Genomic DNA, 26,865 nt, shown 5'->3' on the forward strand with positions numbered 1-26,865 from the left:
TCAAGCGCGCTTCATTTGATTGGTTGCACAATCAGGTGGAGTGCGCTTTTTTGCGTGCTTAGGTGGATTGGACGGAAGGGGGAAATCAGTCATGAAGCTGATTAAACAATTAGATTGGTTTATTAAAAGACAGAAGCGGACGTATTTGATTGCCATCATCTTACTCATCATCACGGGAGTGGTAGATATGCTGCCACCGTGGATTATTGGACAGGCGATCGATGCGATTCGTGAAGGAAGTTTGACGACAGAACGATTGATTCTCATTGTGTCATCACTTTTAGGCATCATGGTGTTGTCTTATGTGATGTCGTACTTGTGGATCGCCCGACTATTTGGGACAGCCTTTTTACTTGAAAAGAAATTGAGAGGCCGTTTTTTCGGTCACCTCCTCAAACAGACGCCACGCTTTTATCAACAACATCGTACGGGTGACTTGATGGCACTCGCGACGAATGACTTGAAAGCGGTTGAGCGGACAGCAGGATTTGGGGTTATGACATTGGTCGATTCGTTCAACATGACGCTCATCGCGTTGACGATCATGGGTGTATTCATCGATTGGAAGTTGACACTTGCTGCACTTTTACCGATGCCGATTCTCGCTTGGTCGATGAATAAACTCGGAAGCCAAATTCATACACGCTTCACGGCGGCTCAAGACTCGTTCGGGGTGATGAACGACCAAGTCGTCGAGTCGATCTCAGGTCTCCGGGTCGTCCGATCATTCGTTCAAGAAGAGGCGGACACGAAAAAGTTTGATGACATTACAGACGATGTCATGGCAAAAAATATGCACGTCGCTAAAATCGATGTATTGTTTGAACCGGTCATCAAACTTCTTGTCGGACTCAGTTATTTGATTGGACTCTCGTTCGGGACGTATCTCGTCTTTACGAACGACATCACGCTCGGTCAACTTGTCTCGTTCAACATTTATTTAGGAATGCTCATTTGGCCGATGTATGCGTTCGGTGAACTGATCAACGTCGTACAACGGGGAACGGCGAGTCTCGAACGAATCGAATCGACAATGAACGAAGCTCCAGACGTTGCCTCTACGGGGACGGTCCAGATTGACGTTCCAGAGAAAATCACATTTAAATCGCTCTCATTCCGTTATCCGAATGCGAATCGTGATTCGTTAGAGGACATCGTCCTGCACGTTTCGCGTGGTGAGACGATTGGGGTCGTCGGACCGACTGGGGCCGGGAAGACGACGTTACTCCGTCAGTTACTTCGGGAGTATCCGATTGATGATTCACTTCTCGTGAACGGCGTGCCGATTTCGGACATCAAACTCGAAACCGTTCGTGGCTGGAGTGGATATGTGTCGCAAGAACATCTTCTCTTCTCGAAAACGGTTCGCGATAACATTCGCTTCGGAGTGGATGATGTCTCAGAGGAAGCACTAGAGACGGCGATTCGTCTCGCGGCGTTTGATACAGATATCGAGCATTTAGAAAATGGTTTAGATACGGTTGTCGGAGAACAGGGTGTCATGCTGTCAGGCGGACAGAAACAACGTCTGTCGATTGCACGGGCGTTGTTGAAGAATCCTGAGATTCTACTCCTTGACGATTCGCTCTCAGCGGTCGATGCGAAGACAGAATCACGCATCATCGATTCCGTTCGTACGAGCCGCGAAGCGAAAACGACATTCATCGTCGCACACCGTCTTTCTGCGGTGGCGCACGCTGATCAGATCCTTGTCCTTCAAGACGGGCGTGTCACAGAACGTGGCACACATGACCAACTGATGGAGCGCCACGGTTGGTACTATGAACAATTTATTCGACAAGGAGAGTCGGAGTAAACCGAGAAAGGGGGAATCTCTCATGATCGATCAATATGAATTAGATCCAGTCCGTCGGAAGAAAACGATTCGTTCACTCGTTGGGTACGCCAAACAAGTGAAACGTTCGATTTTCCTCGGATTGACATTACTCTTTTTAGCGGTCGGTGCAGAACTTGCCGGACCGTATATCGCCAAAATCATTATCGATGAGCATATCGTCGCCATCGAACGTGATTGGGTTCAAGTCGAGTCTGGCGGTAGCGTTTCCTTTAATGGAAACTCGTACGAGAAAGAAACGAGGCTTGACGGGCAAGACGTGGTTCAGCCCGTCTCTATCGTGCAGACGACGGACGGATACTATCTCGTCCCTGATGCAGTGATGAGCGGGGGGATCCGAGACGTCGAAGGAGATATACTGACGATTACAAGAGGCGATGAGACGGCGACATATGAAAATATCGTCTCGCTCTCGTCGACCGACGTGTTCCAGTTTTATCAAACGGATTTACGAGCGGTGCTCATGTTATCTGGTCTCTATGTCGTCCTATTGCTACTCGCAGCTGGATTGAACTGGGGACAACAGATGCTCTTGCAACGTTCGGCGCACAGTATCGTGAAAACGATGCGTCTTGACGTGATGAAGCATCTACAAACGATCCCGGTACGCTATTTTGATCAGACTCCAATCGGGAAAATTGTCAGTCGTGTCACGAACGACACGGAGACGATTCGAGACCTGTATTTAGGGGTACTTGCCCGCGTCTTCCAAAGCGTCGTCATGATGATTGGGGTACTGATTGCGATGTTCTTCCTAGACGTACGTCTAGGCTTCGTCTCACTCATCATCATCCCGGTCGTTATCGTCTGGATCAAATTGTTCCAGCGCTTCTCGACCAAAAATAACTTCCGCGTCCGTGCGCTCGTCGCAGACATGAATGCACAGTTGAATGAAAGCATTCAGACGATGCCGATTATTCAATCGTACGTCCGCGAAGATCTCGTCTATAACGAGTTCAACGAGAAGAACAGTGACAACTTCCAAACGAGGCGGAAACTGTTGAAGTTGGATGCGTTAATGAGTCATAACCTGGTCAACTTTTTCCGAAACATGGCGCTCGCCTTACTCATTTGGTTTGTCGGGGCACAAACACTCGGTGGGGGAAGCATCCTGACACTCGGGATCTTGTATGCGTATATCGATTACGTCTCGCGTATTTTTGAGCCGGTGACACAAATCATGAACCAGTTATCACCGCTTCAACAAGCGCTCGTATCGGCCGACCGGATGTTCCAGTTGCTCGATGAAAAAGGAGAGCCGGTCTCATCGGAGCGTATTCCACGATTTAAAGGGGAAGTTGTCTTTGATGATGTGACATTCAGTTATGAGGCAGGGAAACCGGTGTTACAACAGATTGAACTACACGCGGCTCCAGGCGAGACGATTGCCCTTGTCGGACATACGGGCAGTGGGAAGAGTTCGATCATGAACTTGCTCATGCGCTTTTATGACCCATCGAAAGGCGTTCTCCGCATCGATGGAATGGACGTGACGCAACTGCCGACTCAGGCAGTACGAGACCACCTCGGAATCGTCTTACAAGACCCGTTCCTGTTCACCGGAACGATTCGTACGAACGTCACGCTAGGAGACGAGACAATCACGGACGAACAAGTGTGGAACGCACTGACGGCCGTCGGGGCGGATCGTTTTGTGAAGCAGTTGCCAAAAGGAATCGATGAACCGGTGATTGAACGTGGTGCTTCCCTTTCAAGTGGGGAACGACAGTTGATTAGTTTCGCTCGCGCCCTCGTCTTTGACCCGGCCATCCTCGTCCTCGATGAGGCGACAGCGAGTGTCGACTCGGAGACCGAGGCGCTGATTCAAGAGGCACTCAAAACACTCACGTACGGTCGAACGACGTTTGTCATCGCGCACCGACTCTCTACGATTCGTGAAGCGGACCAAATCCTCGTTCTCGACCATGGTCGAATCATCGAGCGTGGGAATCATCAGTCGCTCATCGAATTCGGTGGCGTCTATGCCCGAATGCACGAATTACAAAGTAAGCAACAAGCGATCAGCTAAGGAGGTCACATGGAAATTACGGGGAAATATAACCGCGCCAAAGTATTCAATGAGCGAATCGATGACATGACGCGGAATCAGATTCAAACCCTTCTCGACCAACCGTTCACAGAAGGGGCATCGATTCGGATCATGCCGGATATGCATGCTGGGAAAGGGTCGGTCGTTGGAACGACGATGACGATTCACGATAAAGTCGTACCGAACTTAGTCGGTGTCGATTTAGGATGTGGGATGCTTTGTACTGAAATCAAAGCAAAACGAATCGACTTTCAGCGACTCGATGACGTGATCCGCGAACTCGTACCGAGCGGGATGAACATTCGCGAGACGGTTCATCCGTACGCGTCTGAACTTCCGCTTGAAGCGGTTCGAGCGCCGTATAAACTCGACCGTGCCTTGCGATCGGTCGGGTCGCTCGGCTCGGGGAACCATTTCATTGAAGTGAACCGGGATGACCAGGGACGTACGTTTCTCGTCATTCATTCGGGTTCGCGCCATCTCGGGGTACAGATTGCCGACCATTATCAAGAGCGCGCGATTCAACACATGATGGAAACGAACGATGTAAAAGAAGCAATCGAGCGTTTGAAGACCGCTGGACGGCAGCAAGACATCTCGACGTATCTGGAAGCGGAACGTGAAGCGCGGAAACCATTTAGAGACTTGGCTTATGTCGAAGGGGAGGACATGGACGATTACATGCATGACGTGCGAATCGCGCAACAATACGCAGCAGCGAACCGTCGAGCGATGACGGATGTGATTGTGGAAGCGATGAAGTGGAACGTCGTCGATCAATTCGACACCGTTCACAACTATATCGACCATAACGCAATGATTCTGCGTAAAGGAGCCATCTCCGCGCAAGAAGGAGAGCGTGTCATCATTCCGATGAACATGCGAGACGGTTCGCTCATCTGTACGGGGAAAGGGAACCCGGACTGGAACTTCTCTGGTCCTCATGGAGCAGGTCGGATCATGTCCCGTTCAGCCGCGCGCAAACGCGTCGACTTCAAAGAATTCAAACGTACGATGGAAGGCGTATGGTCGACATCGGTTCGACCGTCTACCGTGGATGAGTCACCATTCGTCTACAAATCGATGAAAGAGATTATCCGTTACATCGAACCGGCGGTCAGCATCGATCAAGTCATCAAACCGTTGTACAACTTCAAGGCGAACTGAGTGAATTTCACTCAGTCTCGCCTTTTTCTTTTTTTCGCAAAATCTGATACGCTTACATCGAGGTGAACGAAATGGAAAAGCGGTTAAGTGATTTATCGAAATATGAGTTAGAGCAAGAGATTCAAGCCTTGCATGAGAGAAAGCGGAAGGCTGAACAAATGGGCATGGTCAGCGAAATCGAAGTTGTCCTTCGACGGATTGCGATTGCCGAAAGCTATTTGGTCGACCCGACATCGTTTCGTCCCGGTGAAACATATGTCGTCAACTACAACGACCAACCGTTCCGCTTAAAATTCGTCAACGGTGTCATGGGTTGGGGTACGTTTGAAGGGGACATGACAGAACGCGCCATCCCACTCTCTGAACTGTCGGAGGTGAAACGATGAACCGAAACGAACAATACGAGCGGCTCGCGGCCATTCTAAAAGAGAAGAACGACGTGCTAAACGATTCGGAAGCCATCACATGGGTCGAAGTGCTATGGGAAGACTTTGAGACGTCGCTCGCCAAGGCAGGCGAACCGTATCCAGGAGAAGCGAAAGCGTTTCAATACGTCATTCAACAGATTGATGCATACGGCGCACAGCTCCATTTGTTCCAAACGAAGAACGAGAAGTTTAAGCACTTGATGTCAAAACGAAATTTACATTGAATCACGTCCGTTGCGGCGTGATTTTTTATTTGCAATTCTCATTCAGTTCGTTATAATGAAGGTCGCTAATAGTTTGCTTGTAAGTATAGTATAGATAAACTTTCTTTAGTTGAACTCATGTTTCACTAAACTAGAAGGAGGCGTTCAGTCGTTGGAAGTAGGTCAAAACATTAAGCGACTCCGGATAAAAAAAGGATTGACCCAAGAGGAGTTAGCGGAGCGTACGGATTTGAGTAAAGGATACATCTCTCAAATCGAACGTGATTTAAGCTCTCCTTCATTAGAGACGTTATTTGATTTGTTGAGCGTCCTTGGAAGTTCACCAAAAGAGTTCTTCGATGAAGACTTGAATCAAAAGGTCGTATACACCGTTGATGACCGCACCACATACACGGATGAGGAACGAAAATATCGGACGGAGTGGCTCATTCCAGAATCAAATGAAAAAGAGATGGAACCGATTCTCGTCACATTTTTCAAAAACGGAGAATTTAAGCAATATGAACCTTCCCGTTCTGAGACATTGGTATACGTCTTGTCCGGCAAAGTGGCGCTGAAGTTAGGTCATCACACTTATTTCGCTAAAGCAGGGGAAACAATGTATTATGTCGCCTCGGATTCACACCAACTCGTCAACGATCACGATGGCGAAAGTGAATGTCTCATCGTAGCGACCCATTCTTATTTATAAGTCAATAGAGGAGGAAACAGCATGAATGCAGAGACAATTATTCGTTTTGACCACGTGTCAAAGCGTTACGACGACACTGTCGTCCTAGAAGATATCAGTTTTGAGATTGAGCGTGGGAAGTTTTATACGCTTCTCGGTCCATCGGGATGTGGGAAGACGACAATCCTACGTCTCATCGCCGGATTTACCGACGCGACTGAAGGTGATCTTCACTTCAGTGGGAAGCGAATCAACGATGTACCCGCCAACAAACGACAAGTGAACACCGTATTTCAAGATTATGCGCTGTTTCCTCATTTGAACGTATTTGAAAACGTCGCGTTCGGTCTCCGCATTAAAAAGTTGAAAGAAGCAGACATTAAAGCGAAAGTAGAGCAGGCTCTCAAGTTTGTTAACTTAGAAGGATACGGCTCGCGCGAAATCGATGAGATGTCAGGTGGGCAACGTCAACGTGTCGCGATCGCCCGCGCAATCGTGAACGAGCCAGAAGTCATCCTCCTCGATGAACCATTGTCTGCCTTAGATTTGAAACTTCGTACAGAAATGCAATATGAATTACGTGAGTTGCAACAACGTCTCGGCATCACCTTCATCTTCGTCACACACGACCAGGAAGAGGCGCTCGCGATGTCCGATGAGATTTTCGTTATGAACAATGGGAAAATTGTTCAGAGTGGGACGCCGACTGATATTTACGACGAACCGATTAACCGATTCGTCGCAGACTTCATCGGAGAATCGAATATCGTACCGGGTGTCATGCCAGAAGACAATGTCGTCACGTTCGCTGGCAAAACGTTCGATTGCGTCGACCAAGGGTTTGACCGTAATGAAAAAGTAGAGGTTATCATTCGTCCGGAAGACTTGGAGATGACATCCATCGATTCTGCGAAACTGATTGTCGATGTTGATTCACAACTGTTCCGCGGCGTTCACTATGAGATTTGCTGTTACGACCAAGAAGGGAACGAGTGGCTCGTTCACTCGACGAAGAAGTCGACCGTCGGATCAAAAATCGGATTGACGTTTGACGAGGAAGCGATTCACGTCATGCGATTAGGAGAGACAGAAGAAGAGTTCGACCGTCGTCTCGAATCCTATGAGGAGGTCCCTCATGAATCAAACTAACCAGACCGCAAAGACGGTATATTTGACGACATATTGGATTTGGATTGCCTTATTCGTCGTCGCGCCACTCGTCCTCGTCGTCTATTACTCGTTTTTTGATATCGACGGGAACTTGAGTTTAGAGAACTATCAGACGTTCTTCTCTTCGACGTACTTGTCGATGACGTTATCATCATTTTGGTACGCGTTCCTGATTACGTTCTTCTCGCTACTCGTCGGGTATCCGACGGCGTACTTGTTGACGAAGACGAAGCACAAGCAACTTTGGCTTTTGCTCATCTTGCTTCCGTCATGGATTAACTTGTTATTAAAAGCGTACGCGTTCCTCGGGATTTTTGGAACATACGGCATCACGAATCAGTTTTTAGAGGCGATTGGGATTGGGACGAAGCAGATTCTCTTCACGGACTTCAGTTTCGTCTTCGTCTCGGTATACATTTTCATTCCGTTCATGATTTTGCCGATTTACAACGCGATTGAAAAATTACCACCATCTCTCGTCTATGCATCACGCGACCTAGGTGCATCGAACTGGACGACGTTCCGACGTGTCATCTTCCCGTTGACGCTTGACGGCGTCAAGTCAGGGATTCAAATTGTCTTTATTCCGGCGTTGTCACTCTTCATGATTACACGCCTGATCGCAGGAAACCGTGTCATCACGCTCGGTACGGCGATTGAACAACAATTCCTCGTTACGCAAAACTGGGGGATGGGATCTACGATTGCCGTCTTCTTGATCTTGGCGATGGTTCTCGTCATGGTCATCACGCGTGACTGGGGTGCGAAAGGAGCGGTCCGTCGATGAAACGTAAACGATTTAAACTATCAAACCTATATTTGGCGGCCGTGTTCTTCATTTTATACGCGCCAATCTTATATCTCGTCTTCTACTCGTTCAACAGCGGCGGGACGATGAGTAACTTCGAAGGATTCACCCTTGAGTGGTACAAGTCACTCTTCACGGACACGCGACTTCTTGTCATCGTCTTGAACACGATCGTCATCGCCCTATTATCGGCGACAATTTCGACCGTGCTCGGTGTCATCGGGGCGCTCGCCATCTATACGGCGAAACAAAAGTATACGAAGACATCCCTGTTGTCTTTGAACAACGTCTTGATTGTCAGTCCGGACGTTATCATCGGGGCATCGTTCTTGATTCTCTTCACGATGCTCGGGATTCAGTTAGGCTTCTATTCGGTTCTCTTGTCGCACATCGCGTTCTCGGTTCCGATTGTCGTCATCTTGGTGTTGCCGAAACTTCAAGAGATGAGCCCGACGCTGATCGATGCGTCGCGTGATTTAGGGGCAAGTACATGGGATGTGTTGACGAAAGTCATTCTCCCATATATCACACCAGGTGTGTTCGCCGGATTCTTCACAGCACTCACGTATTCGTTAGATGACTTTGCAGTCACGTTTTTCGTGACAGGGAACGGGTTCACGACACTTGCAGTAGAAGTCTACTCACGGGCTCGTCAAGGAATCTCGCTTGAAATCAATGCGTTATCTGCGATTTTGTTCGTCTTCACCCTCATCCTTGTCATTGGATATTATGTGTTGGCGCAACGAGGAGCAAAGGAGGTTAGACGATGAAAAAATTAATCATCATGCTGGCTGTTCCGTTGATTGTCAGCTTTGGTCTCCTTCTTTGGATTCAGCAATTGAACGCTGCGCAAGGGTTTGGTGGCGACAATACGCTTGTCGTCTATAACTGGGGAGACTATATCGATGAGGATTTGATTGGTGAGTTCGAAGAACAGAGTGGACTAAAAGTTGTCTATCAGACGTTCGATTCGAACGAAGCGATGCTCACGAAAATTGAGCAAGGGGGTACGGCGTTCGATGTAGCCGTTCCTTCAGACTATGCGATTAGTAAGATGATTGAAGAGGACTTGTTGCTTCCAATCGACTACGAGAAGCTTGAGAATTTCGATAACATCGATCCACGCTTTCTCGACAAATCGTTCGACCCAGGTAACAAGTACTCGGTCCCTTACTTCTGGGGAACGGTCGGGATTGTCTATAATCCCGAAATGGTCGATGGTGAAATCACATCGTGGAACGACTTGTGGGAGATGCCGCTTGAAAATGACATCCTTCTTGCAGACGGAACACGAGAAGTGATGGGCTTCGGCTTGAACTCGCTCGGCTATTCGCTCAATACAACGAACAAAGATGAGTTGATTGAAGCGGAACAAAAGCTAGAGACGCTTTGGCCAAACATCAAAGCAATCGTCGGGGATGAAATTAAAATGTTGATGGCAAACCGTGAAGCAGCAGCGGCTGTCGTGTGGTCTGGAGATGCGTCGGAAATCATGTACGAAAATGAAGAACTGACGTATGTCATTCCAGAAGAGGGGACGAATCTCTGGTTCGATAACCTCGTCATTCCGAGCACGGCACAAAATGTGGACGGTGCGCATCAATTCATCGATTTCATGCTAGATGCCGAGATTGCAGCCCGTAATACGGACTATGTCGGCTATTCGACACCGAACGAAGCCGCGCTCGAGTTTTTAGATGAAGAAGTCACATCAGATGAGCGATTCTATCCATCTCGTGAAGTGACGCAAGAACTTGAAGTATATGAAAACTTAGGGAAGCGGATGAACGCTTACTATAACGAACTGTATTTACGATTTAAAATGCAGAGCAAATGACAAGACATCCCTCACTCATTACGAGTGGGGGATGTTTTTTTACCGCTTATAAGCTGATTCGATGTCCTCGACATGTTTCATCATGACAGCTGCGTCGACTTGTGTGAAAGATAATAAGGTTTCATATAATTGTATTTGTTCATCTTGGTTGAAGACGAAATCTTGGTAGGTGGTCAACTGTTTAGCCCATTGTTGACGATTCAAAACGGGAACGTCTGATGACTCAATTTGTTTCAGTGTAGATCGATTGCTGAATACAATCCATGAATGGAGATGTGTTCGGTCGAGTCCGAGAACTTGCTCAATCGCTTTCAGGTGTAATTCATTTTGTTTGATTGGGTTGAAGAAGCGATGTTTTCTACGACGGGGAAGTGTCTGCGTCCAGTATTGGTCACGGGCACGCCCAAAAATCCATCCGCTATAATTTTTGGATTCAATGACATGGATTCCAGCCTGATTGATGAAGACGACATCAATTTCTGTTGTTCGATCTTTCTTTGAGGGATGAGGCAAATAAAGATTCGTCAATATGAGCGGTTGAGAGAATGTTGACTCGATGTCTGCCACACACAAATATTCACCATAAAGTCCTGTATCTTGAACGACTTTGACATATGAATGCCGTGTCTGTTCATAGTATTGACTTCGTTTGTAGCGTCTAACCTTATAGACGATGATGGATGCGAGTACGAGAAAAATCGGGGTGAAGATCACAAGCAAGGTCACAAATATATTCTCTAATAATTCGGTGAGTAATGTAGTCATCGAATGCCTCCCTTTTTCTCCACTATACATAAGAAATCAATCACATATGTATATTTTTTACAATTGAGGAGAATCGTTTTTTTGAAATGAGAAAGGACCCATCGAAATGGGTCCTTGTGATCATATTTCATGCTTTAGCGCTTCACGCTCTTCTTCTGTAAAGACTCGAGAACGTCCTAAAAATCGTTTTCCTTCGACACCCTCGAGTGAGAACATACCGCCTCGACCATCGACCACATCGATAATGAGTTGTGTATGCTTCCAATAATCATATTGTTTCTCGTGGATATAGAATGGGGTATCTCCAATTTCACCAAGGAGTACATCATGATCGCCCACCATGAACTCGTCGCGTGGAAAACACATGGGTGAACTTCCATCACAGCAGCCTCCCGATTGATGAAATAGAAGTGGACCGTGTTTCGATTTTAGACGTTCGATCAGTTCGAGCGCGGCGGGGGTGGCCTCGACTCGTTTCACCATCTTAGAAGAACCCGAGTTTCTGTTCGCTGTAGCTGACGAGCATGTTTTTCGTCCGTTGATAATGACCAAGCATCATCTTATGGTTCTCGCGACCAATCCCAGACATTTTATACCCACCGAAAGCAGCATGTGCCGGGTATGAATGGTAGCAGTTGATCCAGACGCGACCTGCTTGGATTTCACGACCGAACCGGTAGGCACGGTTCATGTCACGTGTCCACACGCCTGCCCCAAGTCCGTAGAGCGTATCGTTCGCGATGGCGAGTGCTTCCGCATCATCTTTGAACGTCGTCACCGATAAGACCGGTCCGAAAATCTCTTCTTGGAAGATGCGCATTTTGTTATGACCTTTGAAGATGGTCGGTTGAATGTAATATCCATCCGCGAGGTCTCCATCCATCATGTTGCGTTCTCCACCGATGAGACACTCTGCGCCTTCTTCTTTCCCGATTTCAAGGTAAGAGAGGATTTTCTCCATTTGTTCGTTCGAAGCTTGTGCACCCATCATGACGTCCGAATCGAGTGGGTTGCCGAGTTTGATCGCTTTGACGCGCTCGAGCACGCGCTCCATGAACTTGTCATAGATGGATTCTTGAATTAATGCACGAGACGGACACGTACATACTTCCCCTTGATTCAAGGCGAACATGACGAGACCTTCAATCGCTTTATCGAAGAAATCATCATCGGCTTCCATGATATCTGCGAAGAAGATGTTTGGAGATTTTCCACCGAGCTCGAGTGTGACCGGGATGATGTTTTGTGAAGCGTACTGCATGATTAAGCGTCCCGTCGTCGTTTCTCCTGTGAAGGCGACTTTATCGACACGGTCACTCGATGCGAGCGGTTTACCTGCCTCGAGACCGAAACCGTTTACGATGTTGACGACACCTGGTGGCAATAAGTCTTCAATGAGTTCCATGAGGACCATGATCGAAGAAGGTGTTTGTTCGGCTGGTTTTAAGACGACACAGTTTCCAGCTGCGAGTGCCGGAGCAAGTTTCCATACCGCCATCAAGATTGGGAAGTTCCACGGAATGATTTGAGCGACGACGCCGAGCGGTTCATGGAAGTGATAGGCGACTGTATCGTTGTCGAGTTCACTGATTCCGCCTTCCTGTGAACGAATCACACCGGCGAAGTAACGGAAGTGATCAATCGCGAGCGGAAGGTCGGCATTGAGCGTTTCCCGAACTGCTTTACCATTCTCCCATGTTTCTGCATATGCGAGCATCTCGAGATTCTCTTCCATGCGATCAGCAATTTTATTCAAGATGACAGAACGTTCCGCGACGGACGTTTTGCCCCAATCCTCTTTTGCTGCATGTGCAGCATCCAATGCGAGTTCAATATCCTCTTTCGTTGAGCGGGCGACTTCACATAACACTTTCCCATTTACAGGAGATGTGTTTTCAAAGTATTCTCCACCAGCCGGTGCGGTCCACTTTCCGTTAATAAAGTTCTCGTAACGGTCCTTAAACTGTACTTTCGTTCCTGCTGAGTTCGGTACTTCATAAATCATGTTCGTTCCTCCCTTTTCATACGAGATAGAGGAGTTATGTATGCGCTTACATTTTTAAGTAAGCGAACGACTCCCTTTTTTAATCGTAACGGTTTGTTGTGATAAAAGTCAAAATTTTTTGACAATAATTTGTCAATCTTTTGTAAAAACGTTTTGAAGTCAAGATTTGTGGTAATCAGTACATTGTGTACATCATTCAATTACCTATAAGGAGTGAACTAACATGGCGAAGACATATCAAGTTGACCCGGCGCACAGTTCCATCACCTTTACCGTTAAACATATGATGATTTCAAAGGTAAAAGGCGAATTTAAAGAATTTGATATCGAAGCGAATGGGGACCCGAACGACTTGGCAAATGCGAGTGTGAAAGTGACGATTCAGGCGGCGTCCGTAGATACGAATAATTCGGATCGAGACAATCACCTTCGTTCAGGAGACTTCTTCAATGCAGAAGAATATCCACATATCGTGTTTCAATCGACATCATTCCGCTCGAAAGGCGGCGGTGAGTTTGAATTGACAGGGGATCTGACGATTCGAGGAACGACACGGGAAGAAACGTTCGAAGTCGAGTATGAGGGAAGTGCAAAAGATCCATGGGGGAACATGAAACACGCGTTCTCAGGGGAAGGTTCTCTCAACCGAGAGGATTATGGATTGACATGGAACCAAGCGCTCGAAGCGGGAGGTGTCCTCGTCGATAAGAAAGTCAAGTTTGAGTTCGAGTTGCAATTCACTGAAGTCGAGGCATAAGAAAAGTCGCTCAACCGAGCGACTTTTTATTGTTCGTATACCAGTTTCTTCTGAAGGCTATCTTCGCTGAATACCCATCCAGTGAATGAAGACAATACATCATTCGACTGTTCGTCTACGATGACGACAGCGACGAACGGATACATATTTTTTGAGAAATAACGTAAGTTCGTGAAACGATATTCAATCATTCCGTTATGGCGTGTCACGGTATACGTGTGAATTTTTGAAAACTCGAGGAACGCTTGCAAATCAGCATTTTTTCGAGCTTCGACGAAATGAAGATCTTCTTCCCCAGGCATCGGTTTGTCGCGGAAGCGACCACACTCGATGACTTTCCCTTTCTTCACTTTCACGGCTCCGAGACCATCGCGGAAACGGACGGCAACGTGCCAATCATCCCAACCGATTCCTGGTGAGATAAATAGTTCATGTGCACCGGCAAAGTGTCGTGCCACAGTAGCGAGCGCACGGTTACGCAATTTAAACTGAATTGCATAGTAACTAATGACAAGCGCAATGAGCAATGCAAAAATAGGGACAGTCGCACCGGTAATCATCCATAATGCATATGCACCGTAATAAGCAGAGAACAAGTACGGATCAAACGTTCCGATGACACCCCAGCCAATCCACTTTTTCGAAAATGGCTGTAGCGCTTGCGTCCCGTAAGCGTTGAATAAGTCGACCGTGACGTGTAACAACACAGCGATTTGTGCCATGACCCATAGGGAGGCGGGATTGACGCCAAGCACCGTACCGATGACGGCACTGACGATAATCGGCCAAGCAAGCAGTGCGGTGATTCCGTGTGAACGACCGCGATGCTGGCGTAAATACGTACTATTTCCTTTTAACTTAAAGACGGTGTCGAAGTCTGGTGCATGCGAGCCGACGAGAGCCGTGGCTGTCATGGCCAGAAACATCTGTGCATCACCTGACACCTCCGGGCTGAGCGTCGCGATGGCACTTAAACCAAGTCCCATACCAATGTGTGTCGCAGTATCCAATGTGCTTCAGCACCTCCATCAATATATACAAAATCACGTCATCTGTTCTTAATAATCATACAATATTTTTAAAACGAGGGGAAACACAATGCTTAATCTTGATAAATTGTTCACAAATTATAATATTCATCAATTCAATGAGGAATTGGTCACGTGGTTCAATCGTGAAAAGCGTGATTTACCTTGGCGTCATGCGAAAAATCCATATCGCGTCTGGGTGAGTGAGGTCATGTTACAACAGACGCGGGTCGACACGGTCATCCCATATTACAACCGTTTCATGGAACGATTCCCGACACTTGAGGCGCTCGCTTCCGCCGAGACAGAGGAGGTCGTCAAGTATTGGGAAGGTCTCGGTTATTACTCACGCATCCGAAACTTGCACGAGGCAGTCAAAGAAGTCGCTTCTGTTTATGATGGCATCGTCCCCGAAGAGAAGGAACGTTTCGAAAAATTGAAGGGAGTCGGCCCTTATACGACGGGAGCGGTGTTGTCGATTGCTTACAACCAACCGGAACCAGCAGTCGATGGGAACGTCATGCGCGTCATGTCGCGACAATTCGGGATCTATGACGATATCGCCGTACCGAAGACGCGTAAACTATTTGAACAAGTCGTTCGTCGTTTGATGGACCCGACTCATGCGTCTGATTTTAATGAAGGCGTCATGGAATTAGGGGCGACGGTCTGTACACCGAAAAATCCCATGTGCTCGCTTTGTCCGGTCCAAGACACCTGTTATGCGTATGCCCACCACGTTCAAGATGAGCTGCCGGTGAAAACGAAAAAAGGAGCGGCACGTGTCGAAATGTATGACGCGCTATGTATCGAAAAAGATGGGAAAGTCGCCTATGAACAACGACCAGAAAAAGGACTGCTCGCTGGGATGTGGCAATATCCGCTTACCGAACGAGGAACGGGGGAACAGGTAAACGGAACTTATCTCGGGCAAGTGAAACACGTCTTCTCCCATATCGTTTGGTATATCGATTTATATCGAGTCGATACGCTCCCGACCGATGATGTCGTTTGGTTAGACGCCTCAGAGCGCGAGGTGAAGACGGTTTCTGTGGCTCAACAAAAACTAGAACGATTGGCAGGTGGTGAAAGTGAGACGATTTGATGTAGAGTCGACATACGATACGGCGGTTGATACGCTATGGGATCTATTACAGGATGCTTCGCTTTTGACGAAGCTGACAAAGTTTCCTAAAGTACGTCTAATGGGGGATGGTGCCTCGGTCGAAGGCAATGAAGTGAAGTTGTTAATAGGGGTCGGTCCAATAGAATTGCCCTGGAATAGTGCCATCACGATTTCAGGAAACAGGGCGTTCTGTGATCAAGGGAAGACACTGCCGTTTCCGTTCAAACGGTTCACGCACGTGCACCGAGTCGAGTCGCGTGACGGAAAGGCGGTCATGATTGACGAAGTGACGTTCGATAGCTATGTTCCGAACATACTCGTCGAATATTTCGTGCTTCGTCCGATGTTTCAGGAACGGGCACGGGCCTTCCAAAAAACACTAAATTCATGAAAATAAGAGATTTCCTTTTTCATTGGTTCTGAAAGTCGCTATAATTAAATATGAGAATTGTATAGCATCACAGCGGAAAGGAGGAGCTTATGAGCTTATTTCCCAAAGCAGGTAGCAAAATCGAGATACAGAGCTACAAGCACAACGGAACTTTGCATCGCGTTTGGGAAGAAACGCTCGTCCTTCAGTCGTCAAAAACGGATATGATCGGATTCAACGACCGCATCATGGTCAGTGAATCAGACGGTCGGCAATGGAGAACGCGTGAGCCGGCAATTTGCTACTTTTCATCTGAGTATTGGTTCAATGTCATCTGTATGATTCGCGAAGACGGGATTTACTACTACTGTAATCTAGGTTCGCCGACTACATTTGATGGGGATGAACGTGCCATCAAATATATCGATTACGATTTGGACATCAAGGTGTTCCCGGATATGTCGTATACGATTTTAGATGAAGATGAATATGAGCGGCATCGTCGCGAGATGAATTATCCGAAAGCGATTGATCGAATCTTGAAGCAGAACGTGCAAGAACTGATCAACTGGATTCGAGGACGGAAAGGGCCGTTCAACCCAACATTCGTCGATGAATGGTATCGCGAATACGAAGCACGTTACCGGAGATGATTCCTCATCTCCGCTTTTTTTCTTAATGAAGGAGGAACTATGGGTAGTATTAAACGTTATCTGCAATTTGTTAAACCTTATAAAAAACAAATTGCCCTAACGATTTTCGTCGGGATTTTAAAGTTTTCGATTCCGCTCGGATTACCGTTACTTTATAAATATGTCATTGATAATTATTTAGGTGATGATGCGCCGAGACAGGACTATACGACGCTTGTCTGGTTATTCAGTATCGTCTTCTTTGTCTTCCTCGTTCTCAAGCCACCAATTGAATACTTGCGTCAATATTTGGCGCAGTGGGCCGCGACCCGTGTCTTGTTCGATGTACGGAACAGACTGTTCGATCACGTCCAGAAGTTGTCGCTTCGCTTTTATTCAAACAATAAGACGGGGCAAATCATTTCGCGGATCATCAACGACGTCGAACAGACGAAAGACTTCGTCATCACCGGCTTGATGAATATTTGGCTCGATATGATTACGATTTTCATCGCTATTGGAATCATGTACACGATTGATCCACAACTCACACTGATTGCCATCTTACCACTTCCGTTCTATGCATTTGCGGTCCGTTATTTCTATGGACGGTTGCGTCGCTTGACGCGTGAACGCTCGGCAGCGCTCGCTGATCTTCAGGGACATTTGACGGAACGTGTGAACGGGATGGCGGTCATTCGAAGTTTTGCGCTAGAGCCTTATGAAAACAAGGCGTTCGAACAACAGAACGGCGGTTTCTTGAATGCGGCGCTTAAACATACGAGTTGGAACGCCAAAACGTATGTCGTCGTTTCAACCATCACAGATATCGCGCCGATCCTCATCTTCACAACGGCGTCGTGGCTCGTTATTCAAGAACAGGTAACGCTCGGTACGCTCGTTGCGTTCATTGCTTATATTGACCGTCTCTATGCGCCGCTCGGACGTCTCGTCAACTCGGCGACGACACTCACGCAGTCGGTCGCTTCGATGGACCGTGTCTTTGAATTCTTGGATGAGACATATGATATCGAGGAGAAACCGAACGGATTCGTCCCACTGTCGACAGCAGGTAAAATCGATCTTGAGCATGTGAGCTTTTCGTATGAGCAGGACGGGACACGGGCATTGAACGATGTGAACCTTCAAATTCGTTCTGGGGAACGCGTAGCATTCGTCGGGATGTCCGGTGGCGGAAAGTCCACACTGGTCAGTCTGATTCCACGCTTCTATGACGTGACGGATGGAAGTATCAAAATCGACGGGGTCGATGTACGTGATTTCAAATTGCGTGCGCTCCGTGACCAGATTGGAATGGTTATGCAGGATTCGGTCCTCTTCAGTGAGTCGGTCGCGATGAACATCCGCATGGGGAATCCGGATGCGACGGATGAAGAAGTCATCGCAGCGGCGAAGGCGGCTAACGCCCATGAGTTTATCTCGAAACTACAGGACGGATATGCGACACCGGTCGGGGAGAAAGGTGTCAAACTTTCCGGAGGACAAAAGCAACGACTTGCAATCGCGCGTGTGTTCTTGAAGAACCCTCCGATTTTGATTTTAGATGAGGCGACGAGTGCGCTCGACTTAGAGAGTGAAGCGATGATTCAAGACTCGCTTGCTCGTCTGACGAAAGGGCGGACGACGTTAATCGTTGCCCATCGCTTGTCGACGATCACCGACGCCGATCAAATCGTCGTTGTCGAGAACGGACAAATCATGGAGACAGGAACGCACGAAGAACTGATGCGTCGTCGTGGTGCCTATTATGATTTGTATATGATTCAAGATTTAGCCGTAGTTGAATAACGAAAAAGTCGAGGCCGTATAGGGCTCGACTTTTTTAGTGGTCTAAAAATCGTTTACGCACATCGGGGGAAGGGAGCGTGCACACTTCCTTCTTCCCGAATAGACGTGTCCGATGTTTGGCGAAGAGATCATATCCGCGATCACGAATCCATTTGGGTACGAATCGGATGAACCGGAGCAGGCGCCAACGGCCATCAAGGTGCTCGGCAATCCGAATCGCTGCGTCTGATTTTAAGTAAGGAACCCCTTCTTCAATGTAGACGATGCTGTCGACTGATTCCGGGATCCGGTGTCGTGTTCGGAGCGACTGACCGACCTCGCTTTGGAGCGAAGCAAAGTGAATCGAGGCGTGTCGATCATGACGAATGATGAACTGGACACTGGCATCACAGAAATTGCAATCGCCATCAAATAAAACAATCGCAGGCAAGTACTTCGCCTCCTTCATCGTACTGTTTTACCGTTTTGTGTTCATGTTAAACGTCAAGCAGCGAGTTGGCGAGCAGGTTGCATCTTATACAGCGATACATAATACAAGTAAGCACCGAGGGCACCAAAGATAAAGATATACCCGCTCATGAAGATAGGACCGATGAACGCACCGACGACAATACCGGCTGCCGCGACGAGTTTGGCACCATGGAACGTCAGGCCACCGAATGCAAGATAAGAAGCGCGTCGTTCGGGGTCGAGCAAATCGATTTGTTTCACTTGTCGAATCGGAGAGTAGAGAAGTTCACCAATTGTAAAGATGATCGCAAGTGCAGCGAGAACGATGAAGGAATTCATCGATGTGATGGCGGCATAGGCCGTCACGTACAACGATAATCCGACGAAGAAGACGGCTTTCTCTTTAAACCGCTTGACGAATGCGGTGACGGCGAACGTGATGGCGACGACGAGCAACGTGTTTTCAAGTTGCATAAAAGCCATCATGCGTACCCCGTCAAATGGTATTCCGAGAATTTGTCGACTTTCAAATGACTCGGCTAAATGGACACCGATGTAATTCGCCATATGAAACTCGGTCGAAAAGACGAGCATACTTCCGAGGACGAAGGTGATCCAACGACGGTCGCGCAACGCGATTTTATAGTTTTCGATGACCCCGTGAATCGGATTTGACGGAGTCGAACGGTTCCCAGTATACGTATCGACCAAATAACGTTGAAGTACAATCGTCGTGATTGTAAGAACGATTGTCATGCCGATGAAGAGAGCGAAGCGATGGTCTCGATAAAAGGCACCTCCAAGCATGACGCCTCCTGCGATGGCCAAATTGACGAGCCAATAGTCATATACATAGATGGCTTTTCGATTCGACTCCTCCATTGAATCGATGACGATCGCCTCGAGTGCCGGATAGTTCAACCCGTTCGACACGGCATGCCCGAAGTAAAGGATGGCAACGACGAGTGCCCAGTTATTCGATGGGTGAATGGCGACGGTCATACCAAGAAAACAGATGATTTGAATCACCTGACCAATTTGTAAGATAACCTTCCGATTGAAACGATCGGAGAAGTACCCACCGAATAGGCCGGTCAAGTAGCCGACGATCACGAATGACGTCATGATAATTCCAGCGGGCACTTTGCCAAGTTCTTCTGAAAAGTAGAGCGCCATGAATGGGAAAATGGCAGAGCCAACAATCCGAATGCAAAATCCGCAAACGAGTCGCAAGCGGACGTTTAATGGAAAATCCTTAAATTTCATATTCTGAGCACCTCCTTGGTTCTACTGTAATGGGGTACGATACATGAAAAAAAGAGACATTTTTAGTGAAGATGTCCCCTTTTAGGCAATAAAAAAGAGATGCTCATGCATCTCTTTCTCACAACTGTGCAAACGAGCGGTTGACCGCTTCGATTGTCTCGTCGATATCTTGTTCCGTATGTTCTGTTGTGAGGAACCAAGCCTCATATTTCGACGGAGCCAAGTTCACACCGTTTTCAAGCATCAACTTGAAGAAACGTCCGAACTTCTCACCGTCTGATTTCTCTGCACCGTCGTAATCAGTAACGATTTCATCCGTGAAGTATACCGTGAGCGCTCCCTTCAAGCGGTTAAGCGTGATGGTCACATCATGTTTGTTCGCTGCTTCACGGATCCCTGCCTCAAGTCGCGCACCGAGCGTGTCTAGTTTTTCATAAACGCCAGGCTGTTCGAGCACTTCGAGACAAGCGATTCCCGTCGCCATCGAAGCCGGGTTTCCTGCCATCGTGCCGGCTTGATATGCAGGTCCGAGTGGTGCGACCGTCTCCATGATTTCGGCTTTTCCGCCATAGGCACCAATCGGTAGGCCGCCACCAATGATCTTCCCGAGCGCCGTCATATCCGGTTCAATTCCGTATACTTGCTGAGCACTTCCGTATGTGAAGCGGAATGCTGTGATGACTTCATCATAGATGACGAGAGCGCCATGTTCGTGCGTGATGTCATTAACAGCCTGGAGGAAACCTGGCTTCGGTTCTACGATTCCGAAGTTCCCGACAATCGGCTCGACGAGAACACATGCGACCTGGTCTCCCCATTCCTTCATCATCTCGCGATACGCTTCGATGTCGTTGAATGGGACGGTGATGACTTCTTTAGCTGTGGCTTTTGTCACACCTGCTGAGTCTGGAGAACCGAGTGTTGCCGGACCACTACCTGCTGCAATCAGCATGAGATCCGAATGTCCGTGGTAGCAACCGCTGAATTTCACAACGAGTTCACGACCGGTATAAGCACGGGCGACTCGAACTGTCGTCATCACGGCTTCTGTTCCAGAGTTGGTGAATCGTACCTTATCCATAGAAGGAATGGCTTGTTTTAGTTTCTTGGCAAACTCGACTTCAAGACGGTGAGGTGTTCCGTATAATAAACCTTTTAAAGAAGCGTTCATAAGCGCTTCATGAATGTGTGGGTGGGCATGGCCCGTAATGATTGGACCGTATGCCGCCAAATAATCGATGTAACGGTTGCCGTCTACATCATAAAAATAGGCACCTTCGCCGCGTTCCATATAAACAGGGGCGCCGCCACCGACCGCTTTAAATGAGCGGGATGGACTGTTGACACCTCCGACGATGTGAGTGAGTGCATCTTGGTATAATGCATCGGATGACTTACGATTTGATGAAGTAGTCATATGTATTGCCTCCTTATTCAAATTCGCACTTATTGTATCATAGCCGTCAACCGCATAAGCTCAGTGTTTGACGAGTAGTTGAGAAATCAGTACACTATTTATAAAGATTACTATGTAAGAAATAAGTTAATGTTCAAAACTATTTCGCATGAATTTTATAGAAGAAATGAGGGATTGACGTGGGAAGCGAAATGCTTGACCATGCTGTTCAGTCGCTCCGGGAACATGGAGTCAGAATGACGCCTCAGCGCCAGGCCATTTTGGAGTACCTCGTCACGGAGCACAGTCACCCGACAGCGGATGACATTTATAAGGCACTTGCCGCACGGTTTCCAAACATGAGTGTGGCCACTGTATATAATAACTTGCGCGTCTTTAAAGAAGTAGGTCTCGTTCAAGAGATGAACTACGGGGACGCCTCTAGTCGCTTTGATTTTGTGACGTCGAAACACTATCACATCATTTGTGACACGTGTGGAAAGGTCGTCGACTTCAACTATCCGGTATTAGATGAAATCGAATCGGTCGCATCTCAATTGACGGGGTTCAAAGTCGATCGTCACCGTCTTGAAGTGTACGGAACGTGCCCGTCTTGCCAATCTGAGCAATCACAAACACATTAAAAACCACATCCGAATATTCGGATGTGGTTTTTTGTATCAGTCCGTTTGTTGCGACTGACGCTTGTTATATTTTTCATCAAACTCTTTACCTTCAAGTGAGCGGTCAATTGTGAGCGGTTCGTCACAATGCATACATAAGTCAACGCGCCCGAGCATCTTCGTCTCTTTTTCGCAGTTCGGACACGTGACGATGATTGCTTTTGTCGAGGCCATCCCGACGATGAAGTAAAGGGCAGAGCTTGCGAGCACCATGATAAATCCAAGGAGCATGAAAATAATCATGAGCCAAGTAATGGATTTAGCGAGAAGCCCGAGATACATGACACCGATTCCGCCAAAAATCAGGAGTAATGCTATATTACGTGCACGGTTGATTTTGTTCCCCCGTTTTTTCATAAGTGAATCCCTCCAATAGTCTGTCTCTATCATAGCTCATCTTCAAACGGGTGAGAAGTTCCTGCACTTTTTCGGCAGGAGTTTTTTGAAAAGAGGGCGAATCTTGTTCGTATCGAAAATGACAATCGTCATATATAGTCAACTTACGATTGGGAGAGAAGGGGTCCAGATGACGATGGAATATGCGACTCGCACTATTTATTCAGAATATGCTGCATTAAAAACAACACTCGGAATTATTGAAGTGAAGAAAAAACGAGCACGTGATCCGTTGACGGATCAATCGGATCGTCTGCTCATTGTCATTGAAGCGAGACCGGATCCATTTTGGACGGTAAAACATTATCAGGTCGGTCAAGAAAGAATCGTCTTGCACGTCGTGAGCGACTCGATGATGGACAGATGGATCGTCTTAAATGAAAACCGACGCGCGATTCATTGGATTGAAGACGGAATTGTTCTATTTGAACGGAATGAATACATCTTAGAGTTGCGACAACGAAATCGTAATTTAACGAATAGAGAACAACGTCTTCAACTGTCGCTTTCGTTTGCGAAACTATTGCGTCGCTTTGAAGATGGTCGCTACTTATTTTTAGAAGGCGAATTCCAAGACGCCTTTACCCAGATTCACCATGCGCTCACACACTTGGCGCGACTTTCGATTCTAGAGGCTGGAATTCATCCTGAAATTGTTTTGTGGGAACAAGTCCGAGCAATCGATCTGGAAATTTATAAGCTGCACGAAGAACTTGTCGGGGGACAAGAGACACTTGAGCAACGAATCCATCTTGTCGTGATTGGAATGGAACATTTGATTCAATCAAAAGTGTTGCCCGGCACACTATTATTACTTCAGACGATGCAAGAAAAAGAGGGGGCTTGGACGTTCTCCGAATTGATGGATCATCCAAACTTAAATGAGCTTCGTGTCGACCTCGGAAGTATCATCGGATTTTTAGTGAGAAAAGGATATGTTCGTACGGTCACGAGACCGACAAAGGGAGTTGGAGTAGAGGCGGTACTTTATGAGATTGCCTAATTTCCCTTATGTAAGCATGATGAGGAGACGATATGTCGCATGAAATTTTTGAAGTTTGGCATCGGAACGATTTTCATTCTATTTGTCACGTTTGTGATTTCCGTCGTTGTCGCTCTTTTTACGATGGGGGACCCGATTACACAAGGACGCCCCATTCTTTGGACGATTTGGTATATGGCGGCTCTGTTGATTGTATGTATGGGGCTTTACGATTTTTCTCCTTTAACGAACCATAAAGTGAAACGGGTCCTCGGTTGGGGAGTTTTATCAGGTGTTCTTGTATTCGCTTCTGTCAAAGGGTACTACATGTATCAAGATCATTTAAAAATCGAAGAGCGTGGTGTAGAGTTGATTGACTACCAGCCATTTACGAACTCAGATCGATTGGCGAAATTGAATCATCCAACATCCGTTTCATTCGTAAATGGCGTGCCACGGTTGGATGGTGCGACAGCCCTTTACCCGATGTATGCTTCATTCGTAGAGGCGGTGTATCCGAACTCCGGAACGTATGACCCGTATAATGATCAAGTTAGTAAAGTCGTCTCGACGACAACGCCAGAAGCGTATAGTCGATTGATGAACAATCAAACGGACTTGATTTTTGTCGCGGGTCCGTCCGATCGTCAGTTGCAAGTCGCCAAGCAAAAGGACGTATCTCTACATATGACACCTGTTGGTAGAGAAGCATTTGTTTTCTTCGTTCATGAAGATAATCCGGTCGAATCTTTGACGATGGAACAAGTCCGTGGAATTTATGCGGGTGACATTCGCAATTGGAAAGAGGTCGGTGGCAGCTCCGAAACCATTCGTGCTTTCCAACGACCAGAGGATAGCGGTAGTCAAACAGCATTGCAAAAGATGATGGGTGAACGAAAGTTGATGGAGGCACCGGTTGAAGATGTACCTCAAGGGATGGGTGGAATCATTCAGCAAGCCTCATCGTATCGAAATCATAAAAATGCGATCGGATTCTCATTCCGATACTATGCGACAGAAATGGTGAATGATCATAAGGTCAAGTTACTTCGTATAGATGGAATCGAACCGACCGTTAAAACGATTCAAGACGGATCCTATCCGCTGACCTCTGAATTTTACGCAGTCACTACGGAAGAAAAAGCAGAGCAATATGATGCTTTTCTAAAATGGTTAGGTAGCGATGATGGTCAGGCGTTGGTTGAAAAGTCGGGTTACGTTCGTCTTAAATGAAACAGGTGATCAAGGTTTACTTTTCGTCTCATTAGCGAAGAGTAAATCTTTTTTTAACTAAATCAGGCGAGAATTCTCCCTCCTTTCAGCGTCTCGGGGCGTAGCCCGGCATAGGTGGGGGATGAATCGCCCGGTCCAACAGTTTTCTCTCCCTATGACAGATGTTACGAACAAAAGTTCGTGATTCCGTCAGATTCTCCCTCCCCCTCCGCGGGTATCGGATGAGGAGGACACATCACGATCTTCTGGAGGGAGGAGAGAAAGACATGTTGAAAGCCTATAAATATCGGCTCCATCCGACGCCGGCACAGGCCGAGTTCTTCATCAAGACGATCGGCTGCGCCCGGTTCATCTACAACAAGCTGCTCGAGGACCGGATCGCCATCCGCGAGGAGGCGAAAGCGGGGATCGTGACGAGACGGAACCCGGCGACACCCGCATCCTACAAGCCCCTGTTCCCTTTCCTCGCCGAGGCGGACAGCCTCGCGCTCGCGAACGCGAAGCTGAACCTCGACACCGCGTTCGCGAAGTTCTTCGCCGGGACGGGCGGCTTCCCGGCCTTCAAGTCGAGACGGCGGTCGCGCGCCTCCTACACGACGAACAACCAGCACGGCACGATCCGCATCGAGGCGGGCAAGGTCCGTCTGCCGAAGGTCGGGTTCGTGCGGTTCACACAACATCGCCCGTTCGAGGGCGTCATCCGGTCGGCGACGGTCTCGATGACCAAGACGGGCAAGTTCTTCATCTCCATCCTCGTCAAACAGGACGATGCACCATGGATCCCAGCCGAAAACAAGGTCGGGATCGATCTCGGCTTGGAGCACTTCGCCGTCATGACGAACGACGCGATGGTCTCGGAGAAAATCGAAAACCCACGTTTCCTTCGACAATCCGAAGCGAAGGTCAAGAAGGCGCAACGGGCGCTGTCGCGAAAGAAGATCGGGAGCAAGAATCGTGAAAAAGCCAAATTATTTTTAGCTAAGAAACACGAAAAGATTGTCAACCAACGCAAGGACTTCCTTCACAAGCTGTCGAGACGGATCGTTGACGAGAACCAAGTCATCGTCGTGGAGACATTGACATCGAAGGACATGATGCAAAACCATAAGCTCGCCAAGTCCATCGGGGATGTCAGCTGGCATGAGTTCGTCCGTCAACTCGAATACAAATCAAACTTCTACGGACGGACGCTCATCAAGGCAGACCCCTGGTACGCATCGACACAAATCTGTTCTTCTTGTGGCGAGAAAGGTCAGAAGAAAGCGATGGACGTCCGTGAATGGACGTGTGCCTGTGGCGCGCATCATGACCGAGACATCAACGCGAGCATCAACCTGTTGATGTTGGCAAACTAAAACGAATTCCTTCAGGGTGGGAACCACCCGACGAGCTTGGTAAACAACCGTGGCTGGTAAGAGCACGGTCTTCCCAAGAAGCTCCCCCTTCAATTTGCGAAACAAATAAGTGGCGAGTAGTTCACATTTTATTGTTTTTTGTATTGACGAAGTGGTAAATAGAGATTATAGTTATAAACGTTGTCACGGCAAAAGATTATTTCAGAAAAATAATTTGTGAAAAAAGTTGTTGACGAAAACAATTGAAACGTGATAGATTAATGAAGTCGCCAAGAGCGGCAGACGAACTTTGAAAACTGAACGATGAGGCAAAAATAAGTTTTACCATTTTTGAATGAAGCGCAAGCTTCGTCAATTTAAGAGCTATATCAAATTCTTTGGAGAGTTTGATCCTGGCTCAGGA

General features: G+C 47.5%; 27 protein-coding genes. 19 read left to right on the top strand and 8 right to left on the bottom strand.

Annotation, left to right across the window (positions count from 1 at the left end; genetic code table 11):
- The first annotated feature begins 91 nt into the window (after positions 1-91).
- The 10 genes from PQI28_RS12065 to PQI28_RS12110 all read left to right on the top strand — a co-directional run bounded on the left by PQI28_RS12065 (position 92) and on the right by PQI28_RS12110 (position 10,209).
- A complete protein-coding gene (locus PQI28_RS12065; protein WP_339963441.1) occupies positions 92-1,816 on the top strand; it encodes an ABC transporter ATP-binding protein in 1,725 nt (574 codons plus the stop codon).
- 22 nt (positions 1,817-1,838) lie between these two features.
- Positions 1,839-3,884: an ABC transporter ATP-binding protein gene (locus PQI28_RS12070; protein WP_339963442.1), complete on the top strand. Its 2,046-nt coding sequence runs from the start codon at positions 1,839-1,841 to the stop codon at positions 3,882-3,884.
- Positions 3,885-3,893: 9 nt separating this feature from the next.
- Positions 3,894-5,072, top strand: coding sequence for an RtcB family protein (locus PQI28_RS12075; protein ID WP_214785668.1), 1,179 nt, complete (start codon positions 3,894-3,896; stop codon positions 5,070-5,072).
- Positions 5,073-5,143: 71 nt separating this feature from the next.
- On the top strand, positions 5,144-5,458 hold the full coding sequence (locus PQI28_RS12080) for a YfhH family protein (RefSeq protein WP_074033104.1): 315 nt from the start codon (positions 5,144-5,146) through the stop codon (positions 5,456-5,458).
- On the top strand, positions 5,455-5,724 hold the full coding sequence (locus tag PQI28_RS12085) for a YfhJ family protein (RefSeq protein WP_074033105.1): 270 nt from the start codon (positions 5,455-5,457) through the stop codon (positions 5,722-5,724). The genes PQI28_RS12080 and PQI28_RS12085 overlap by 4 nt, the downstream gene beginning before the upstream one ends.
- 151 nt (positions 5,725-5,875) lie before the next feature.
- Positions 5,876-6,415 carry a helix-turn-helix domain-containing protein gene (locus tag PQI28_RS12090; RefSeq protein WP_214747136.1) on the top strand — a complete coding sequence of 180 codons (540 nt, stop codon included), beginning with the start codon at positions 5,876-5,878 and terminating at the stop codon, positions 6,413-6,415.
- A gap of 21 nt (positions 6,416-6,436) precedes the next feature.
- On the top strand, positions 6,437-7,543 hold the full coding sequence (locus PQI28_RS12095; protein ID WP_214696317.1) for an ABC transporter ATP-binding protein: 1,107 nt from the start codon (positions 6,437-6,439) through the stop codon (positions 7,541-7,543).
- On the top strand, positions 7,530-8,351 hold the full coding sequence (locus tag PQI28_RS12100) for an ABC transporter permease (RefSeq protein ID WP_074033108.1): 822 nt from the start codon (positions 7,530-7,532) through the stop codon (positions 8,349-8,351). The genes PQI28_RS12095 and PQI28_RS12100 overlap by 14 nt, the downstream gene beginning before the upstream one ends.
- Positions 8,348-9,142 carry an ABC transporter permease gene (locus tag PQI28_RS12105; RefSeq protein WP_074033109.1) on the top strand — a complete coding sequence of 265 codons (795 nt, stop codon included), beginning with the start codon at positions 8,348-8,350 and terminating at the stop codon, positions 9,140-9,142. Before PQI28_RS12100 ends, PQI28_RS12105 begins: the two co-directional genes overlap by 4 nt.
- Positions 9,139-10,209: an ABC transporter substrate-binding protein gene (locus tag PQI28_RS12110; RefSeq protein ID WP_214822244.1), complete on the top strand. Its 1,071-nt coding sequence runs from the start codon at positions 9,139-9,141 to the stop codon at positions 10,207-10,209. Before PQI28_RS12105 ends, PQI28_RS12110 begins: the two co-directional genes overlap by 4 nt.
- A 39-nt stretch (positions 10,210-10,248) precedes the next feature.
- Here PQI28_RS12110 and PQI28_RS12115 read toward each other — a convergent pair whose 3' ends face one another.
- The 3 genes from PQI28_RS12115 to adh form a co-directional block, all read right to left on the bottom strand.
- The gene (locus tag PQI28_RS12115) at positions 10,249-10,974 is read right to left on the bottom strand and encodes a nuclease-related domain-containing protein (protein ID WP_339963445.1); all 726 of its coding nucleotides are present in this window, start codon (positions 10,972-10,974) and stop codon (positions 10,249-10,251) included.
- Positions 10,975-11,094: 120 nt separating this feature from the next.
- Positions 11,095-11,457, bottom strand: a complete 363-nt coding sequence (locus PQI28_RS12120) for a DUF779 domain-containing protein (RefSeq protein ID WP_214785663.1) — start codon at positions 11,455-11,457, stop codon at positions 11,095-11,097.
- 1 nt (position 11,458) lies between these two features.
- The gene (gene adh, locus PQI28_RS12125; RefSeq protein WP_214747121.1) at positions 11,459-12,979 is read right to left on the bottom strand and encodes an aldehyde dehydrogenase; all 1,521 of its coding nucleotides are present in this window, start codon (positions 12,977-12,979) and stop codon (positions 11,459-11,461) included.
- A gap of 223 nt (positions 12,980-13,202) precedes the next feature.
- On the opposite strand from adh, the gene PQI28_RS12130 reads away from it, so the two are divergent.
- Positions 13,203-13,736, top strand: coding sequence for a YceI family protein (locus PQI28_RS12130; RefSeq protein WP_214747118.1), 534 nt, complete (start codon positions 13,203-13,205; stop codon positions 13,734-13,736).
- Between the two features lie 26 nt (positions 13,737-13,762).
- On the opposite strand, the gene PQI28_RS12135 is transcribed toward PQI28_RS12130, so the two are convergent.
- A complete protein-coding gene (locus PQI28_RS12135; RefSeq protein WP_214750066.1) occupies positions 13,763-14,746 on the bottom strand; it encodes a metal-dependent hydrolase in 984 nt (327 codons plus the stop codon).
- 88 nt (positions 14,747-14,834) lie between these two features.
- Between PQI28_RS12135 and mutY the strand changes: the two genes are divergently transcribed.
- From mutY to PQI28_RS12155, 4 genes are all read left to right on the top strand, one after another.
- Positions 14,835-15,869 (top strand): A/G-specific adenine glycosylase, encoded by a 1,035-nt coding sequence (gene mutY / locus PQI28_RS12140; protein ID WP_339963448.1) that lies wholly within the window; start codon positions 14,835-14,837, stop codon positions 15,867-15,869.
- Positions 15,856-16,281, top strand: a complete 426-nt coding sequence (locus PQI28_RS12145) for a hypothetical protein (protein WP_339963449.1) — start codon at positions 15,856-15,858, stop codon at positions 16,279-16,281. The genes mutY and PQI28_RS12145 overlap by 14 nt, the downstream gene beginning before the upstream one ends.
- A gap of 89 nt (positions 16,282-16,370) precedes the next feature.
- Positions 16,371-16,913, top strand: a complete 543-nt coding sequence (gene ntdP, locus PQI28_RS12150) for a nucleoside tri-diphosphate phosphatase (protein ID WP_015880896.1) — start codon at positions 16,371-16,373, stop codon at positions 16,911-16,913.
- A gap of 39 nt (positions 16,914-16,952) precedes the next feature.
- Positions 16,953-18,701, top strand: a complete 1,749-nt coding sequence (locus PQI28_RS12155; RefSeq protein ID WP_074033116.1) for an ABC transporter ATP-binding protein — start codon at positions 16,953-16,955, stop codon at positions 18,699-18,701.
- Positions 18,702-18,735: 34 nt separating this feature from the next.
- Here PQI28_RS12155 and PQI28_RS12160 read toward each other — a convergent pair whose 3' ends face one another.
- From PQI28_RS12160 to PQI28_RS12170, 3 genes are all read right to left on the bottom strand, one after another.
- Entirely contained in the window at positions 18,736-19,131 is a 396-nt protein-coding gene (locus tag PQI28_RS12160) for a thiol-disulfide oxidoreductase DCC family protein (protein ID WP_339963451.1), read from the bottom strand.
- A gap of 53 nt (positions 19,132-19,184) precedes the next feature.
- Positions 19,185-20,417 carry an MFS transporter gene (locus PQI28_RS12165; protein WP_339963452.1) on the bottom strand — a complete coding sequence of 411 codons (1,233 nt, stop codon included), beginning with the start codon at positions 20,415-20,417 and terminating at the stop codon, positions 19,185-19,187.
- A gap of 118 nt (positions 20,418-20,535) precedes the next feature.
- Complete coding sequence (locus PQI28_RS12170; RefSeq protein ID WP_339963453.1) at positions 20,536-21,834, bottom strand: glutamate-1-semialdehyde 2,1-aminomutase; 1,299 nt, start codon at positions 21,832-21,834, stop codon at positions 20,536-20,538.
- A 191-nt stretch (positions 21,835-22,025) separates the two neighbouring features.
- On the opposite strand from PQI28_RS12170, the gene perR reads away from it, so the two are divergent.
- Positions 22,026-22,457 carry a peroxide-responsive transcriptional repressor PerR gene (gene perR / locus PQI28_RS12175; protein ID WP_031421138.1) on the top strand — a complete coding sequence of 144 codons (432 nt, stop codon included), beginning with the start codon at positions 22,026-22,028 and terminating at the stop codon, positions 22,455-22,457.
- A gap of 36 nt (positions 22,458-22,493) precedes the next feature.
- On the opposite strand, the gene PQI28_RS12180 is transcribed toward perR, so the two are convergent.
- A complete protein-coding gene (locus PQI28_RS12180; RefSeq protein WP_015880902.1) occupies positions 22,494-22,853 on the bottom strand; it encodes a YgzB family protein in 360 nt (119 codons plus the stop codon).
- Between the two features lie 103 nt (positions 22,854-22,956).
- Between PQI28_RS12180 and PQI28_RS12185 the strand changes: the two genes are divergently transcribed.
- From PQI28_RS12185 to tnpB, 3 genes are all read left to right on the top strand, one after another.
- Entirely contained in the window at positions 22,957-23,895 is a 939-nt protein-coding gene (locus PQI28_RS12185) for a nucleotidyltransferase-like protein (RefSeq protein WP_251125700.1), read from the top strand.
- 39 nt (positions 23,896-23,934) lie between these two features.
- Positions 23,935-25,107 carry a PstS family phosphate ABC transporter substrate-binding protein gene (locus PQI28_RS12190; RefSeq protein ID WP_339963454.1) on the top strand — a complete coding sequence of 391 codons (1,173 nt, stop codon included), beginning with the start codon at positions 23,935-23,937 and terminating at the stop codon, positions 25,105-25,107.
- Positions 25,108-25,373: 266 nt separating this feature from the next.
- On the top strand, positions 25,374-26,462 hold the full coding sequence (gene tnpB / locus PQI28_RS12195) for an IS200/IS605 family element RNA-guided endonuclease TnpB (RefSeq protein WP_339963455.1): 1,089 nt from the start codon (positions 25,374-25,376) through the stop codon (positions 26,460-26,462).
- Positions 26,463-26,865 lie beyond the last annotated feature (403 nt).

The organism is Exiguobacterium sp. USCH10, assembly GCF_037619445.1.
Lineage (GTDB): Bacteria > Bacillota > Bacilli > Exiguobacteriales > Exiguobacteriaceae > Exiguobacterium > Exiguobacterium aestuarii_A.